Origin of the sequence: Sphingobium phenoxybenzoativorans (assembly GCF_001757355.1) — a bacterium.
In the GTDB taxonomy this organism is placed as follows: Bacteria; Pseudomonadota; Alphaproteobacteria; order Sphingomonadales; family Sphingomonadaceae; genus Sphingobium; species Sphingobium phenoxybenzoativorans.
In genome coordinates this window covers 1-16,468 of sequence record NZ_MINO01000076.1, presented here as the reverse complement: position 1 = coordinate 16,468, position 16,468 = coordinate 1, and the positions used below count along the sequence as shown (strand labels likewise).

The 16,468-nt window shown below is 63.5% G+C and carries 15 protein-coding genes and 1 pseudogene; 11 read left to right on the top strand and 5 right to left on the bottom strand.

Annotated features, from left to right (window positions below):
* From BHQ40_RS21080 to BHQ40_RS21050, 7 genes and pseudogenes are all read left to right on the top strand, one after another.
* Positions 1-207: pseudogene (locus tag BHQ40_RS21080) on the top strand (FAD/NAD(P)-binding protein); the annotation flags it as partial.
* A gap of 135 nt (positions 208-342) precedes the next feature.
* Positions 343-1,095 (top strand): SDR family NAD(P)-dependent oxidoreductase, encoded by a 753-nt coding sequence (locus BHQ40_RS21075; protein WP_139139396.1) that lies wholly within the window; start codon positions 343-345, stop codon positions 1,093-1,095.
* A gap of 141 nt (positions 1,096-1,236) precedes the next feature.
* Positions 1,237-2,757 (top strand): aldehyde dehydrogenase, encoded by a 1,521-nt coding sequence (adh, locus tag BHQ40_RS21070; RefSeq protein ID WP_070157770.1) that lies wholly within the window; start codon positions 1,237-1,239, stop codon positions 2,755-2,757.
* Positions 2,758-2,871: 114 nt separating this feature from the next.
* The gene (locus tag BHQ40_RS21065; protein ID WP_070157769.1) at positions 2,872-3,264 is read left to right on the top strand and encodes a DUF779 domain-containing protein; all 393 of its coding nucleotides are present in this window, start codon (positions 2,872-2,874) and stop codon (positions 3,262-3,264) included.
* The gene (locus BHQ40_RS21060) at positions 3,215-4,561 is read left to right on the top strand and encodes a DUF3422 domain-containing protein (RefSeq protein ID WP_253183431.1); all 1,347 of its coding nucleotides are present in this window, start codon (positions 3,215-3,217) and stop codon (positions 4,559-4,561) included. The genes BHQ40_RS21065 and BHQ40_RS21060 overlap by 50 nt, the downstream gene beginning before the upstream one ends.
* A 37-nt stretch (positions 4,562-4,598) precedes the next feature.
* The gene (locus BHQ40_RS21055; protein WP_354321630.1) at positions 4,599-5,753 is read left to right on the top strand and encodes an FIST N-terminal domain-containing protein; all 1,155 of its coding nucleotides are present in this window, start codon (positions 4,599-4,601) and stop codon (positions 5,751-5,753) included.
* Positions 5,750-8,008: a hybrid sensor histidine kinase/response regulator gene (locus BHQ40_RS21050; protein ID WP_070157767.1), complete on the top strand. Its 2,259-nt coding sequence runs from the start codon at positions 5,750-5,752 to the stop codon at positions 8,006-8,008. Before BHQ40_RS21055 ends, BHQ40_RS21050 begins: the two co-directional genes overlap by 4 nt.
* Before the next feature lie 85 nt (positions 8,009-8,093).
* Here BHQ40_RS21050 and BHQ40_RS21045 read toward each other — a convergent pair whose 3' ends face one another.
* From BHQ40_RS21045 to BHQ40_RS21025, 5 genes are all read right to left on the bottom strand, one after another.
* Positions 8,094-9,362 carry an aromatic ring-hydroxylating oxygenase subunit alpha gene (locus tag BHQ40_RS21045; RefSeq protein WP_070157766.1) on the bottom strand — a complete coding sequence of 423 codons (1,269 nt, stop codon included), beginning with the start codon at positions 9,360-9,362 and terminating at the stop codon, positions 8,094-8,096.
* Positions 9,363-9,381: 19 nt separating this feature from the next.
* Entirely contained in the window at positions 9,382-9,714 is a 333-nt protein-coding gene (locus BHQ40_RS21040) for a hypothetical protein (RefSeq protein WP_083277077.1), read from the bottom strand.
* 114 nt (positions 9,715-9,828) lie between these two features.
* On the bottom strand, positions 9,829-10,596 hold the full coding sequence (locus BHQ40_RS21035; RefSeq protein WP_070157764.1) for an SDR family NAD(P)-dependent oxidoreductase: 768 nt from the start codon (positions 10,594-10,596) through the stop codon (positions 9,829-9,831).
* Positions 10,597-10,697: 101 nt separating this feature from the next.
* The gene (locus BHQ40_RS21030) at positions 10,698-11,465 is read right to left on the bottom strand and encodes an SDR family NAD(P)-dependent oxidoreductase (RefSeq protein ID WP_070157772.1); all 768 of its coding nucleotides are present in this window, start codon (positions 11,463-11,465) and stop codon (positions 10,698-10,700) included.
* Positions 11,466-11,587: 122 nt separating this feature from the next.
* A complete protein-coding gene (locus tag BHQ40_RS21025) occupies positions 11,588-12,436 on the bottom strand; it encodes a fumarylacetoacetate hydrolase family protein (protein WP_070157763.1) in 849 nt (282 codons plus the stop codon).
* Positions 12,437-12,577: 141 nt separating this feature from the next.
* Between BHQ40_RS21025 and BHQ40_RS21020 the strand changes: the two genes are divergently transcribed.
* The 4 genes from BHQ40_RS21020 to BHQ40_RS21005 all read left to right on the top strand — a co-directional run.
* A complete protein-coding gene (locus BHQ40_RS21020) occupies positions 12,578-14,260 on the top strand; it encodes an AMP-binding protein (RefSeq protein ID WP_083277076.1) in 1,683 nt (560 codons plus the stop codon).
* Positions 14,261-14,272: 12 nt separating this feature from the next.
* On the top strand, positions 14,273-15,427 hold the full coding sequence (locus BHQ40_RS21015) for a thiolase domain-containing protein (protein WP_070157762.1): 1,155 nt from the start codon (positions 14,273-14,275) through the stop codon (positions 15,425-15,427).
* On the top strand, positions 15,424-15,810 hold the full coding sequence (locus BHQ40_RS21010; protein ID WP_070157761.1) for a Zn-ribbon domain-containing OB-fold protein: 387 nt from the start codon (positions 15,424-15,426) through the stop codon (positions 15,808-15,810). Before BHQ40_RS21015 ends, BHQ40_RS21010 begins: the two co-directional genes overlap by 4 nt.
* A 68-nt stretch (positions 15,811-15,878) precedes the next feature.
* A partial coding sequence (locus BHQ40_RS21005; protein ID WP_216094914.1) for a thiolase family protein occupies positions 15,879-16,468 on the top strand: 590 nt, incomplete at its 3' end.

Sequence of the window (16,468 nt, the reverse complement as noted above, 5' to 3'; positions counted from 1 at the left end):
GACGCGCTGGCGATCGGCATCGACGTCGACCGGCAGGGGCGGGCGATCGCACAGGACGGGCGGGCGCAGGGCCGGTTGATGATCGTCGGCCCGCTGACCCGTGGGGCGCATTGGGAAATTGTCGCCGTTCCAGACATAAGGCGGCAGACCTGGGCCATGGCGCGCGCGATAACCGGCGCGCACTGGGTGGAGGCAGAGGGCCTGTGAAACCGGCCGGGCAGCTATTGTGGACCTAGCCGCACCCTGTTCCACACCAGCTCGCTGCATATTGACGGAAAATTGTCAAAACAGACTTTTGTTGTCATACTCCGCATTGGAGAGGCGTGGAGTGGGAGAGCGAGCGTGAAGGCAAATGCGGATCTGTTCGACCTGAGCGGGCAGATTGCCCTGATCACGGGCGGCAGCCGGGGGCTTGGCCGTCAGATGGCCTTAGCCTTCGCAAAGGCCGGGGCGGACATCGCCATCACCAGCCGGAAAAGGGAAGCATGCGAGGCTGTGGCGCGGGAAGTGGAGGCGCTGGGCCGCCGGGCGTTCGTATGGCCGTGCCATATCGGGGATTGGGACGGGATCGGGGAGCTGGTCGAGGCGGTCTATGGGCATTTTGGCCGCATCGACATTCTGGTCAACAATGCGGGCATGTCCCCGCTGTCGCCATCGTCGCATGAAACCAGCGAGGCATTGTTCGACAAGATCGTCGCGGTGAATTTCAAGGGGCCGTTCCGTCTCGCTTCGCTGGTGGGCGCGCGCATGGCCGCTGCAGGATCGGGGACGATCATCAATATCAGCAGCACCGGCGCGATTCGCCCACAGCCGCGCTTTGCCGTTTATGCGGGCGCGAAAGCGGCGTTGAATGCGCTGACGACCGCCTTTTCCTTCGAATATGGGCCGCATGTGCGCGTCAATACGATCTCGCCCGGCCAGTTCCTGACGGACATTTCGAAAAGCTGGCCCGATGAGATGCGCGATTCTACTCCCGGCGCGATCCCCCGGTCCGGCCGCCCGGAGGAAATCGTGACGACCGCGCTGTACCTTGCCAGCCGGGCGTCAAGCTACACGACCGGCGCGCTGATCCGCGTCGACGGCGGCCTTCCATAAGCTGTTGCCGAGGCCATTGATCGTAGGCGCTTAATTTCGAAGTCGCGCCGCTCCCGACCCAAGGTGCAATTGTGCCGCCCTGCCGCCGCCAGCATGATCCCATCCTGATTTCAGATGCAATATCGACCCAGGAGAAAGATGATGCTGCAGCAGGCGCTGGAGAAATTTGCCGGCAAGACCCTGATCCGCGACCGCTACGAAAACTATATCGGCGGCGCCTGGGTTGCGCCCGCGAAGGGCGAATATTTCGACAATATATCCCCCGTGACCGGGCAGAAAGTCTGTCAGGTGGCGCGGGGCACAGCGGAGGACATTGAGGCCGCGCTCGACGCCGCCCATGCCGCGAAGGACGCGTGGGGCAAGATGTCGTCGACCGAACGGTCCAACATCCTGCTGAAGATGGCCGACCGCATGGAGGCCAATCTGGACCTGATCGCGATGGCCGAGACCATCGACAACGGCAAGCCGATCCGCGAGACGACTCATGCGGACATCCCGCTCGCCATCGACCATTTCCGCTATTTTGCGGGCTGCGCGCGGGCGCAGGAAGGGTCGATCAGCGAGATTGATCATGACACCATCGCCTATCATTTCCATGAACCGCTGGGCGTTGTCGGCCAGATCATCCCGTGGAACTTCCCGATCCTGATGGCGGTGTGGAAACTCGCGCCCGCTCTCGCGGCAGGGAATTGCATCGTGCTGAAGCCGGCCGAGCAGACGCCGATGTCGATCCTGGTTCTGGCCGAGTTGATCGGCGACCTGCTGCCGGCGGGCGTGCTCAACATCGTCAACGGCTTCGGCGTGGAGGCGGGCAAGCCGCTGGCGTCGAACAAACGGATCAGCAAGATCGCCTTCACCGGCGAGACGACCACCGGCCGCCTGATCATGCAATATGCGTCGGAAAATCTGATCCCCGTCACGCTGGAGCTGGGCGGCAAGTCGCCCAACATCTTCTTCGAGGATGTCATGGATGCGGACGATGATTATTTCGACAAATGCCTGGAAGGCTTTGCGATGTTCGCGCTGAATCAGGGCGAAGTCTGCACCTGCCCCAGCCGCGCGCTGATCCAGGAAAGCATCTACGAGAAGTTCATCGAACGGGCGATCGCACGCGTGAAGGCAATCAAGCAGGGCAGCCCGCTTGATCCCGCGACGATGATCGGCGCGCAGGCGTCGAACGATCAGCTTGAAAAGATCCTCTCCTATATCAGCATCGGCCGGGATGAGGGAGCGGAAGTGCTGACGGGCGGCGAGCGCGCAGCCCACGAGGGCGAGCTGAGCGAAGGCTATTATGTCACGCCGACGGTGCTGAAGGGCCATAACAAGATGCGGATCTTCCAGGAGGAGATTTTCGGTCCTGTCCTGGCCGTCACCACGTTCAAGGACGAAGCCGAAGCGCTCGCCATCGCCAATGACACGCTTTACGGTCTGGGCGCGGGCGTGTGGACCCGCGATGGAACGCGCGCCTATCGCATGGGCCGCGGCATCCAGGCCGGGCGCGTGTGGACCAATTGCTACCACGCCTATCCCGCCCATGCGGCGTTCGGCGGATACAAGCAGTCGGGCATCGGCCGCGAAAATCACAAGATGATGCTCGACCATTATCAGCAGACCAAGAACTTGCTGGTGAGCTACAGCCCGAAGGCGCTCGGCTTCTTCTGACGCAAGGATCAGCGGCGGCGCGATTCCCCTTTTCTCTCTCAGGCGCCGTAGCTGGGGGCGGACATCGTTGAACCGGTGTCCGCCCTGTCTCGTGACCTCCAAGGGAGCAAGGTGATGGACATTCTCCCGCCGCGCATATTGGCGACGCCCGCCGCCGATGATCTGATCGCCACACTGACGGACAAGCATGGCCCGTTGATGTTCCACCAGTCGGGCGGCTGTTGCGACGGCTCCGCGCCGATGTGCTTCCCCAAGGGCGAGTTCAAGGTCGGGCCGCAGGATGTGCTGCTCGGCACGATCGCCGATGGCGTGCAGGTGTGGATCGGCGCCGCGCAGTTCGAATATTGGCGGCACACCCAGGTCACGATCGACGTCGTGCCGGGGCGCGGCGCGGGCATGTCGCTGGAAAGCCCGGAAGGGGTGCGCTTCATCGTGCGCTCCCGGATTTTCATGGACGATGAAGCCGCAGCGCTCGAAGCGGCGGGAGAGCCGGAACGCGGCGGCTGACATGGGCCTGGTCGATCATCCGCTGCGCCGGCAGGTGGTCGGCGAGATGCAGTTGCGCCGCTTTCCCGCATTCTCCCCGCCCGCGCGCATCGTCCAGATCGTTCGGCTGGTGGAGGACAGGGAGGTCGAGGCGCAGGCGCTGACGAAACTTCTGCCGGATTTCGATCCCGCCGCGCGCCATGCCGAGCGGTTATGCGGCGCGGACATGCGGCTGGGATGGGAACGGCACAGCGAAGCCAGCACCATGACGATGGTGATGACGGGCGATGCTGGGACCGGCGCTGGTACTGGGGCAGGTGCGGGCGTCTGGAACTGGACATTGCCGCCGGACACGGCGCTGATCGACACCCTGCCCGGAACCGTGGTCCGCGCCAGCCACCTGATCGTGATCGACGGGGAGGATGAAGCGGCGGCCGCCGCCGATGCCGCCGGTTTCGCGGGGCACCAGCTCGTCACCTGCCATGTGCGCAGCCCATCGGGCGGACGCGCCCGGCTATGGACCGATTTCCGCATCCATGACGATGGCTATGGCCGGATGGTCGTCGCGTCGCTCGACATGCCTTCGGCCGACCTTGCGCGGTGCGTGCAGCAGCTTCAGGAATTGGGCAATTATCGCAATCTGGCGCTGATCGGCCTGTCCGAAGCGCGCAAGGCATGGACTGCGCTCGATGCATTGGAAGGGGCGCTGGAGGGGGTCGGCCAATCGCTTGCGAAGGGCGACCGGCGCGATGACGAGCTGCTGGAATCGCTCACCAGCCTGTCGGCCCAATTGCTGTCGATCGACAGCCGGTGCGGGTATCGCATGAGCGCGACCGCCGCCTATGCGCGGATCGTCGCCAGCCGTCTCGACCAGTTGCGGGTGGAGCCGATCGCCGGATATCAGTCTCTCGCCGATTTCACGGAGCGCCGTTTTCATCCCGCGATCCAGACCTGCGCCGCGCTGACCGACCGGCTGGCGCTTCTGAATGCGCGGGCGGCCCAGTTCACCGCCCTGCTGCGCACGCGGATCGAAACCCATATCGAAAACCAGAATGCCCGCCTGCTGGCGTCCATGGACGAGAGCGCGCGCATGCAACTGCGGCTGCAGCATCTGGTCGAAGGCCTGTCGGCGGTGGCGATAAGCTATTATCTGATTGGCCTGATCGCCTATCCGCTCAAGGCCGCGGAAAAGCATTGGCCGGCATTTTCGGCGACGCTGTGGCTCGGCATGCTTGTTCCGCCGGTGATCCTTGTCCTGATTCTGTCCATGCGGCGCGTGCGGCACCGGCTGGTTTCGAGTGACAAAGGCACCCATTAGCGTCCATGATTTGCCCGGAAGAATGATGGAGAGGGCGATGAGCATCGCACATATGGAGGTGAAGCAATTGATCGGCTTCGCGTCCTCGCACGCCGAGGATCCCTTCGCCGCCATGGACGATATCATGGCGCAACTGGGCGACGCGCCGCTGGCCGGGGCGATCGTATTTTGTTCCCACCATCTGGACCGCGATATGCTGGCGCGGGCGATCAATCGCCGCAGCGAGGGCGTGCGCGTGATCGGCTGCACAAGCTCCGGCGAACTGACGGCGCAGGGCTATGATCATGGCAGCCTGAGCGTGATCGGCTTCCCCGCCGCCGCATTCCACATGGCTTCGCACTGTTTTCTGGATATCGACAATTTTGATCCCGCCGCGGCCCGGGCTGCGGTGCGGGCGCTTGCGGCGGAGGCGGAGAGGGACAGCCGCCATCTGGGGGATGCCGTCAATCATGTCGCTTTGTTCCTGGTCGACGGTCTGTCGCATTCCGAAGAATTGCTGACGATGACGATCCAGGATGCGCTGGGCGACATTCCGCTGATCGGCGGATCGTCGGGCGATGATCTCGCTTTCCGACAGACCGCCATATTGGAGGGCGGCGCTTTCCACAGCCGCGCGGCGGTGGTCGCGATATTGTCGACGCCCCGGCCGATGCATGTGTTCAAGGCGCAACATTATCGCCCCGGCGAGCACAAGATGGTGATCACGGGCGCATTGCCGCATGAGCGGATCGTCACGGAAATCAACGCCGAACCCGCCGCCGCCGAATATCTGCGGCTGGCCGGGCATGCGGGGGAAGCGCTGGGCACGGAGTTTTTCGCCGCACATCCGCCGATGGTGCGGGCGGGTGGCGAATATTATGTCCGGTCGATCCAGAGCGCGAATGACGATGGCAGCCTGACCTTCTACTGCGCCATTGATGAGGGGATCGTGCTGACCGTGGGCGAACCGGTCGACCGGATTGCGGGCATGGAGGCGCTGTTCAGCGATATTCGCGGCACCATCGGCGAAGTTGACCGGATCATCGCCTTCGACTGCGTGCTGAACCGCATTGACGCCGAGCAGCGGCAGATCGCGCATGAGGTATCGCAACTCTATCGCCGCAACGGGGTGATCGGCTTCAACACCTATGGCGAGCAATATCATGCCTTGCACGTCAACCAGACCTTCAGCGGCCTTGCGATCGGCACATGAGCGACACGGCGCGCATTTCTCTGTCTAGCGATCAGGCGGATGATATCGACGCGCTACGGGAAGAAGTGCGCAAGCTGCGCAAGATCAACATAGCGCTGATGGACCGGGTCGAGCGGTCGAGCGACATGTCGGTCAACGCCTTCTCCATGTTCGAAACGGCGATTTCGCTTGAGGCGATGGTGCGCGACCGGACCAGCCAGCTTGAGGATGCGCTCGCCAAGCTTGCCACAGCCAATGCCGATCTGGCCGAAGCGCATGGCCATGCTGATGCGGCCCGGATGCGCCTGCGCGATGCCATTGATTCCATCAACGAAGGTTTCGTGCTGTTCGATGCGGATGACCGGCTGGTGCTGTTCAACGAAGCCTATCTGGGCTTCTGGCCGGAACTGGCGCCGCATGTGCGCGAAGGCATCGGCTTTGCCGACATAGCGAAGCTGGCGGCCGAGCATTTGCAGCCGCTGGGGGCGGCGGTCGCGCCGGATCGCTGGGTATCCGACCGGCTGGCGCAGCATGGCGTCGCCGATGGCGGCCATGTGCAGGCGCTGGCCGACGGGCGCTGGGTGCAGATCAACGAACTGCGCACCAGCGAGGGCGGCATCGTCGGCATCTATACTGACATTACCGAGGTGAAGGCGGAGGATGCGCGTGCGCGTGCGCTGGAACTGGCCGAACGCAACCTGATATTGCAGTCGACCCTCGACACCTTGTCCGAGGGCGTGTGCATGTTCGACAGCAACAGGCGATTGTCGGCCTGGAACGGCGCGCTGGGCCGTTTGCTGGGTGTGTCGGGCGATCCGGAACGGGCATTTTCCACCCATGACGGCTTCCTGAAATGGTGCCGGGGGATCAGGGGCATGGATGACCGCGGCTGTCTGGAATGGCGGCCGGACGACAGCCATGCCGCGCCGGTCAGCCAGCTTTGTCCCGCAGGCGACCGGAGCTTCGAGATACGATCGACCCGCACGGTGCAGGGCGGGCAGGTGTTCAGCTTCACCGATGTCACCGACATGCTGCGCGCGCAGGCGGCGTTGCAGGAAACCGCCGAGACGCTGGAGCGGCGCGTGTCCGAGCGTACCGCCGAATTGCTGGAGGTGAATCAGCGGCTGGGCCATGAAGTCGCGGAGCGGCGGGCGATGGAAGTGGCGCTGACCGAGGCAAAGACGTCCGCCGAAAAGGCCAATCTGTCCAAGACCAGTTTTCTGGCGGCCGCCAGCCATGACCTGCTGCAGCCGTTGAATGCGGCGCGGCTGTTCGTTGCGGCGCTGGGCGACAAGCGGCTGGCGCTGCCCACCCGCGCGCTGGTGTCGCAGACATCGATGGCGCTGGATTCGGTCGAGGATCTGCTGGAGGCGCTGCTGGAGATTTCGCGGCTCGACGCGGGGGCGATCCAGCCGGAGGTCAGCCATTTCCGCATCGACCAGTTGCTGCAGACCTTGAATGTCGAATTCACGCCGATGGCGCGCGCCGCCGGTCTGGCCTTCCGGATCGAGACCGAGCAGCTATGGGTCGAGACCGACGTGCGGTTATTGCGCCGCATCCTCCAGAATTTCATCTCCAATGCGATCCGCTACACGCATGCGGGCAGCGTCAGCGTGTGCTGCGCGGTGGAGGAGGGGCGCGTCGCAGTGCATGTCGCCGACACCGGACGGGGCATCGCGAAGGAGCAGCAGGCGTTGATCTTCGAGGAGTTCCGCAGGCTCGACACGCGCAGTCAGGGCAAGGGGCTGGGACTGGCGATCGTGCGCCGCGCGGCCGACATGCTGGGGCACGACATCAGGTTGCGGTCAGCGCCCGGACAGGGATCGACCTTCTCCATCACGCTGCCGCTTGGCCGTCCGATCGATGACGCCGCCACGGATGGCGGTGGGGCGACGCGCGACCGGTCGATGCGCGGCCTGCGCGTGCTGGTGGTGGACAATGAGCGGCAGATCCAGTCGGGCATGCGCACATTGCTCAATGGCTGGGGATGCGAAGTCGTGACGGCAGGCGACTATGCCGAGGCGGTGAAATTATTCCCCGACGGCGTGCGCCCCGACATCATCCTGGCCGACTATCATCTGAATGACGGTGAAACGGGGGACCGGGTGGTTGCACAGTTGCATGCGCATTTCGGCGCAGCCGTGCCTGCGGTGATGATTTCAGCCGACCGTGGCGAGGCGCTGAAAACGCAACTGGCCGCGACGGGCATAGCGCTGCTCAACAAGCCGGTGAAACCGGCGCAATTGCGGTCCTTGTTGCGGACGATGCTGCCCTGATGTTTCTGGCCTGATATTTCCAGGTTGATAAGGCGGGAGACGGCGACGGCTTGTCCGGTACGGCCGGACAAGCCAGTCTTTCCCGTCAGAGGTCGAGCGCTTCCCGCGCGCTGTCCGCCTTGATCCAGCGATCGATATGATGAAGCAGATTGCGGATGATCACTTCACCGTCCTGAAGATAGATGTTCCGCTTGGCGCGGGTTTCCATCCCCTTTTGCACGCGCTCCGTATTTCCGATGTCCTCCAGAAGAACCTCGATATTGCGGATGGCGTAATATTCCTGCTGCAGACGGGTCTGGAAATCCGCCGCGGGCTCCATGAAATATTCGGCGACCCAACGGGTCGAGCGGTGCGACGTCGGCCAGAAATGATGGATGAAGAAGCCGCCGAAGGACACGTCCAGATGGAAGTTCGGAAAGATCACATTGGCGTCCGAACACCATTCCGCGCTATTGTTGGGATTGATCGACGGATGCCCCAGCAATTTGTCGATCTCATTGGCGCCGGAAGGCGAGATGATGTTGTTCGCCCCCATATTGCGATAGGCGAGGCGTTCGCCCAGCGCATTTTCCGGCGGCGCATATTCCAGATTGGCGAACGCCGAATAGGCGCTGTGCGGTCCCCAGGCGGAGGCCCGGATCGGCCGGGCGAAGGGATTGGACGCATTGCTGAACGCCGGGCGCAGCGTCTTGTTGTGGATGGACGGCACATGGTAGGATTCGGCGAACGCATCGCTGATCACTTTCCAGTTCGCATCGAGGTTCGCCTCGAATTTCAGGCTGTGGCCCGATCCCGGAAATGGTACGCCGGTGTAGAATTTGCCGAAATCGCCCAGAAACTCAGCCAGGCTAACCTCCGGTTCGCTCTGCATGTTGATGAATATCCAGCCTTGCCAGACTTCGGTCGCGATCGGCGTCAGGCCGCATTTCTTCTTGTCGAAATCGAAGAAGCGGCGTTCGTCCGGTACGGACAGAAGCGCGCCGTCGGTGCCGAAGGTCCAGCTATGATAGCGGCAGGTGAAGCGCGGGGCGCGCCCCTCGCTGCTGTTCATGATCAGGTTCTGGCGATGCGAACAGACATTGTGGAAAGCCTGAATGCCGCCGCTTTTCTGACGCACGATCAGGACGGATGCGTTGCACACCTCCAGCTCCCGCACGATGTAGGAGCCGGATTCGGGAACCTGCTCCTCGCGGCCCATCGCCAGCCATGCGCGGCCGAAAACGCGCTCACGCTCAAGTTCATAATGGGCCGGAGAGATATAGGGATCGGTCGACAGCGGTCCCGTGTCCAGACCGAGAGCAAGGGTATAGCTATCGTCAAATCCGGGGACTGGACTTTTCGTCTCAATATTCATGCTGTCTCCTTTGGTGGGATCAGCCCCAGGGACTTGGCCCGCGCAGAACGCGGACGCTGTGTGGGTAGGGAGAATAAGGGTCGCGCGGCGCGCCGACGACCTCGATGGCGACCGCAGCGCTCATTAATGCCAGCATCAGTCTGGCCAGGGTCGCCACATCGTCGGGCATGGCGTTGATGTCATGCAGCGCGATGACATCGAGCGCCTGGTCGGCATGGGCGAGCATGTCGTCGTAAAATGCGCGAATCTCATCCATGGAAGCTGCGGCGCGGCGCTCCCACCGTTCGGACGTGGTGGGCACGTCCCAATAGCCGACATATTTTTCTATCGTTTCAAAACCAGGGGGCAGCATGCGTCCTCCCATCCTCTCTGCGATCAAACCGGCGTGCGATTATGCTTTTGTTCCGCCCATAATAGGGGAAGGCATGGATACGGTCAACGTATGTGTTGATAGATTGCGGCTTTCTCACGCCATATAGCCGCCATCCACGGGAAGGGTGGCGCCGGTGACGAAGGATGCGGCGTCGGACAGCAGCCAGACCGCCGCCTCCCCCAGCTCGTCCGGCTCGCCGATCCGGCCAATGGGGAGATTGCTGATCATATAGTCTTCAAGGCCATCGATCGAATCGAGCGCCCATTGCAGCATGGGCGTGCGCACGCCGCCGGGCGCTATGGCGTTGATGCGGATGCCCATCCCCGAATATTCCAGCGCCGCCGTGCGCGTAAGCCCGACCACGCCATGCTTTGCCGCCGAATATTCCGACCCCATTTTGAACCCGCGCAAGCCCGCGCCGGAGGAGGTGTTGACGATTGCGCCCCTGCCGTTCGCCATCATGGCGCGCAGCTCATGCTTCATGCACAGGAAGGTGCCGGTCAGCGTGACGTCCATATTCACCTGCCATTGTTCCGGCGTCAGTTCGTGGATCATCGCCGACTTCTGCGCCACTGCGGCATTGTTGAACGCGCCATCCAGCCTGCCAAAATGGGATAGGGCCTGGACGACCATGCGCTCCACCTCATCCTCCTTCGAAATATCGGTGCGCTGAAATTCCGCCCGGCCGCCCCCACCCCGGATCATCTCGACCGTTTCGCGGCCGCCATCCTCATTGATGTCGGCAACCAGGATGGCCGCGCCACGGCGGGAAGCGATCACTGCGGCGCTGCGCCCGATACCGCTGCCCGCGCCTGTGCAGATGATGGAGCGGCCTTCCAGATCCTTTGCTGATGTCGTCATTCCGATGCTTCCTTGTGGATTGGCCTGCGGCCGTGTGCGCAAGACGCGCGAAGGGGTGCGGCCGGCGCCGTCACCGCTCTGCGAGAATGATGGAGGGTGGATCAGGCCATATGGCCGCCATCCACCGGCAGGATCGCGCCCGTCACGAAAGAGGCGGCGTCGGACAGCAGCCAGACGGCGGCTTCGCCCAGTTCGTCCGGGTGCGCCATGCGGCCGATGGGGTGGGTAGAAACGATATAGGGTTCTAGATCGGGATTCGTCTTCATCGCGCCCTCCAGCATCGGCGTGCGGACGCCGCCCGGCGAGATCGAATTGATGCGGATGCCAAGGCCGGAATATTCCAGCGCGGCGGTGCGCGTCAGGCCCACGACGCCATGCTTGGCCGCGGTGTATTCCGACCCCAGCTTGAAGCCCTTCAGGCCCGCGCCCGACGAGGTGTTGACGATGGCGCCCTTGCCATTGGCCAGCATCGCCTCCAGCTCATATTTCATGCACAGGAATGTGCCGGTCAGCGTCACGTCGATGTTGCGGCGCCATTGATCAAGCGTCAGTTCGTGGACCATCGCGGTCTTTTGCGGAACGGCCGCATTGTTGAATGCGCCATCCAGCTTTCCAAAAAGGGCGATTGCGCGTTCGACCATGCGCTTGGCGTCCTCCTCCTTGGAGATGTCGATGCGCTCAAACTCCGCGATGCCGCCTTCGGCCCGGATCAGGTCGACGGTTTCGCGCCCGCCTTCCTCGCTTATGTCGGTGACCAGGATGTGGGCGCCGTGCCGCGCAGCGATGACCGCCCCGCTGCGGCCGATGCCGCTGCCAGCGCCGGTGCAGATGATCGACCGGCCTTCCAAATCTCTCGCAACATTTGCCATGATATAGTCCTCTCCATGGGGCTTGGAGCGGGCTTCACCCGGATCGAAGTAAAGCCGCCCTGACATTTTTCTTTTCCGCGATTTCCGGGCAGCCGGACGAGGGCGTCCGGCATGAAATCGCCCTAGCCGGCCTCGTTGACGACCCGGTTCTCGATTGCGCCGATGCCGTCTATTTCGACGCGCACGACGTCGCCCGCCTTCAGGAAGGATGGCGGCTTCATCGCCGCGCCGACGCCGCCCGGCGTCCCCGTGAAGATCACGTCGCCCGGCTCCAGCGTCATCGCCTGCGACAGATGCGCGATCTGTGCGGCGGGATCGAAGATGAAATGCCGGGTGTTGGAGGATTGCCGCACCTCGCCATTGACCGTTGAGCGGATCGGGAGCGCTGCGGGATCGATTTCGTCCGGCGTCACGATCCACGGGCCGAACGGGGCGTGCGTGTCGAACGATTTGCCGAGCACATATTGCGACGTCTTGAGCTGCCAGTCGCGCACGCTGAAATCGTTGCCCGCGCAATAGCCGAAGATGACGCCGGCCGCCTGGTCGGCGGAGACGTGGCGGCAGCGCTTGCCAATGATGAACACCAGTTCCGCCTCATAATCGAGCAGGGCCGACGCCTTGGGCAATTCCACCGGGGCACAGGGGCCGTTTACGGAAGTCACCGCCTTGGTGAACCAGATTTGATCCTCCGGCATCGGCATCGCGGCTTCGGCCACATGGTCGGCATAGTTCATGCCCAGGCCGAATATCTTGCCGGGGCGCTGCACCGGAGCCAGCAATTCCACATCGCCCAGAGCATGGTCGTTGCCGGTCGCGGCGCGCACCTCCTCTGCAAGACTGTCCCAGTTGGCGATCAGGGCGATCATGTCGGGCACCGGCATGCTGAGGCGCGAACCCAGGGCGGTGATCATTTCTCCGTCGGTCTTGCCGACTCCGATTCGACCTTCATACCGATAGCTTACCAGCTTCACAGTCACTCTCCCGGTTGATTGGCCGTTCTTTGCCTTACTGATGGGAAGCTATCTCTTTATTGTCAACATTTGTGTTGAAGAAAGCTTTGGCCGCGTATAGGCTTTGGTCCGACCCGCCTTGGGAGAGGTTCCATATCGGCCATGCGCGCGCAGCGGGTCCGCGCCTGCGCCTTTGTGAATGAGATGATGGCAGAGTCAGTTTACGATCTTTTCGCGCAGACGGCGGCGCGCGCGCCCGGCCGGTCCGTGCTTTGCTACCCGGCCACCGAGGGGCGTGGATATTGCGAGGATGGCTTTGAAATCAGCTATGCCGAAGCGAAAGGCGTCATTGACGCGCTCGCCAAACGCTATGTCGATGCGGGCTATGGGCCGGGGCACCGCGTCGCCCTGGCGGCGGGCAACATGCCGGAGCATTTCTGGCACTATCTCGCGCTCAACAGCATCGGTGCGACCGCCGTCACGCTGAACCCCGACTATCTGCCCGACGAAATGGCCTATGGCATCGGTTTCCCCGAATGCGCGCTGGTCGTGGCGTCGCCGCAATGCATTGCCAATATCCGCAAGGCTGTGGAGACGCTCGATCCGGCGGTGCCGGTATTCGACCTGTCGGAACCCGGTGCGCCCTTGCCCGCGCCCGGCATCGGCCCGCATGAGGTCTCGGCTGACAAGGGCAAGCGCATCGCGCTGATCATCTACACGTCCGGCACCACCAGCAAGCCCAAGGGGTGCCTGATATCCAATGCGTCCTGTTTGGCGGCGGCCGACTCCTATACGGGCGCGAACGGGCCTGTCGCGTTCCGGGATGGCGGCGACCGCCTCTACATCCCCCTGCCCGCCTTTCACATGAATGTGACGGTCTTTACCTTTACCAGCGTGCTCAAGCGCGGGAATTGCCTGGTGATGCAGGACCGCTTCCGCGCATCGCGCTGGTGGAAGGATCTGGTCAAGACGAAGGCGACCTGCTTCCATTATCTGGGGATCATTCCGCCGCTGCTGGTCAATACGCCGGAGACCCCGGAAGAAAAGCAGCATGTGGTCCGTTACGGCTATGGCGCGGGGATAGAGCCAGCCATCCGCGATCTTTTCGAGGAGCGTTTCAACATCCCGCTGGTCGAAGCATGGGGGATGACCGAGACATCGCGCGCGATCATGAACAGCGAGGAGCCGCGCAGCCGCGAGGCGCGGGCCTTCGGCCGCCCGCATGCGCCCTGGGAAGTGCGGATCGTCGACGAAAATGATCAGGACCTGCCCCATGGCGCGCCGGGGGAGTTGATCGTGCGCGCGTCCGGGCCTGATCCGCGCGCCGGATTCTTCTCCGGCTATCTCAAGCAGGAGAAGGAAACCGAAGAAGCATGGCGCGGCGGCTGGTTCCACACCGGCGACATCTGCCGTCAGGACCCCGACGGCATGCTGTATTTCGTCGACAGGCGTAAGAATATCATCCGCCGCAGCGGCGAGAATATCGCTGCCGCCGAAGTCGAAAATGCGCTGGTCGGCCTGCCGGAGGTCAAGGCGGTGGCGGTATTGGCCGTGGTGGATGAATTGCATGACGAGGAAATCATGGCCTGCGTGGTGCCGATGGAAGGGGTCGCCGCCAGCCGGGAGATCGCCGAGGCCATTCAGCGCGGCGCGCTGGGCAAGGTCAGCGCGGCGAAGCTGCCGGCATGGATCGCCTTTTGCGATAAATTGCCCGTGACCGGCACGCAGAAGATTCAGAAGGGCGCTCTGTTTCCCGATGGCGGCGACCCGCGCACCGACCCGCGCAGCATCGACCTGCGCGAGGAGAAACGCTCATTGCGCGTGACGGAACGCACCGCGGCCTGAGAGGATCAAAATATGGCTGGCTTCTTTGTGGGCGCTTATGAGCACCCGGCGCGCCTGGCGACCGACAAATCCGCGCCCATGCTGCATGCCGAAGTTGCGGCCGGCGCGCTTGCCGACGCCGCGCTGACCCTGGCGGATGTCGACGGATATTTCTGCGCCGGGGATTCGCCGGGCGTGGGGCCGCTGTCGATAGTGGAATATCTCGGCATCAATCCCCGCTACGTCGATTCCACGGACATTGGCGGCTCCTCTCCCGTGCTGCATGTCGCCAAGGCGGCGCAGGCGATCGAAATGGGCCTGTGCGATGTGGCGCTGGTGACGCTGGCGGGCCGCCCGCGGGCGGAGGGCGACCGGCCGGGCGGACAGGTGCAATTGACCACCTTCCCGGAAAATGAGTTTGAGCTTCCCTATGGTCCCTATCTTGCTGCCAGCTATGCGCTGGCGGCGCGGCGGCACATGCATGAATATGGCACCACGTCCGAACAGCTTGCCTGGATCAAGGTCGCGATATCGCAGCATGCGCAGCATAATCCTCATGCGCGCTTGCCCAAGCCGGTGACGGTGGAGGAAGTCCTGGCATCGCCCATGGTGGCCGATCCGCTGCACCGGCTCGATTGCTGCGTCATCAGCGACGGCGGCGGCGCGGTCGTGCTGGCGCGGGAGGAGATCGCCCGCAGCCTGAAGCGTCCGCTCGTCAAGCTGCGCGGCGCGGGCCATGCAATCGGCTATCAGCGCGGGTTTGAGATGGACATTACCCGCACGGCGGGCATCGCATCGGGGCAGGCGGCGTATGCGCAGGCGGGCCTGACGCCGGCGGATATTCAGTATCTGTCGACCTATGACAGCTTCACCGTGACGGTCCTGTTCGCGATCGAGGATCTGGGTTTCTGCGCGAAGGGAGAGGGCGGGCGGTTCGTCGCCGACAACGGCCTGCTCTCCGGCGTCGGGCGTCTGCCGGTCAATACGGATGGCGGCGGGTTGTGCAGCAATCATCCGGCCCATCGCGGCGGCATGACCAAGGTGATCGAAACGGTCCGCCAGTTGCGCGGTGAAGCGCATCCGGCGGTTCAGGTGCCGAATTGCACGCTTGCGATGTCGCACGGCACCGGCGGAGTGCTTGGCCAGCGGCACGGCTGCGCGACGGCTATTTTGGAGCGAGTGGCATGACGGAATTTGCCGGCGATCCGAATTTCCCGGAAAATCGCGAATATTGGGAAGCGGTCGCGCATGAGCGTCTGCTGATCAAGCGCTGCGTTTCGTGCGAGAAGCCCCATTATTATCCCCGCGCCTACTGCCCCTTCTGCGGCGGCGAAACCCAATGGGAGGAGTCGAAGGGGAAGGGCGAAATCTATTCCTACACGGTCGTCCGTGTCGGGGCCGAACCCTACTGCCCCGCCTATGTGACGCTGGATGAAGGACCCACCATGATCGCGGTCATGGTGGAATGCGATTTCGACCGGCTTGCGGTTGGCGACCGCGTGCGCGTCGTTTTCCGCCGGTCGGCGCGGGACGGCCGCATGCTGCCGATGTTCACGCCCAGCGCGGATTGATGCGCCGGCGGATGATCGCGCGGGAATGATCCCGCACGATCCCGACAAGGTAATGAAAAGGACCGGATGTGAAGACTGATAGTGAGCCGGTATATATATTGGGCGTGGGCATGGTCAGGGGATGGGCGGACGCGTCATCTAGCCTGACCGACCTGATCTTCGCCTCCGTATCCGCCGCGCTGGATGACAGCGGCGTGGACATCCAGGCGATAGACTCCGTGGTCCTTGCCGCGCACGATCTGGTGGACGGGCGCTCGCTTTCCAGCATGGTTACGGCGCCCGCCGCGGGCGCCTATCTGCGCGACGAAATACGCCTCGCGTCTGATGGGCTTTCGGCGCTCTCGCTCGCCAGCGCGCGGGTGGAAGCGGGCGAAACCGAATATTCGATAGTCGCCGCCTGGGGCCGCGAGAGCGAAGGCAATTATGCGCGGACGTCGCGCGCGGGTTTCGACCCTATTTTCGAGCAGGCCTTTGGCGCGGACGAGTTCACGCTTTCCGCGTTGCGCCTGTCCGCCTGGTCCGCGCGGCACGGCTGCCCGGACGATGCGCGAGAGGCGGCGGCCGCCGCGCGGCGGGACAGGGCGCGGAACAACCCCCGCGCTTCGGCGGAGGGCCGCCGTCCAATGCTTGCGACGCCGCTGGTCGCGGATGACGCGCC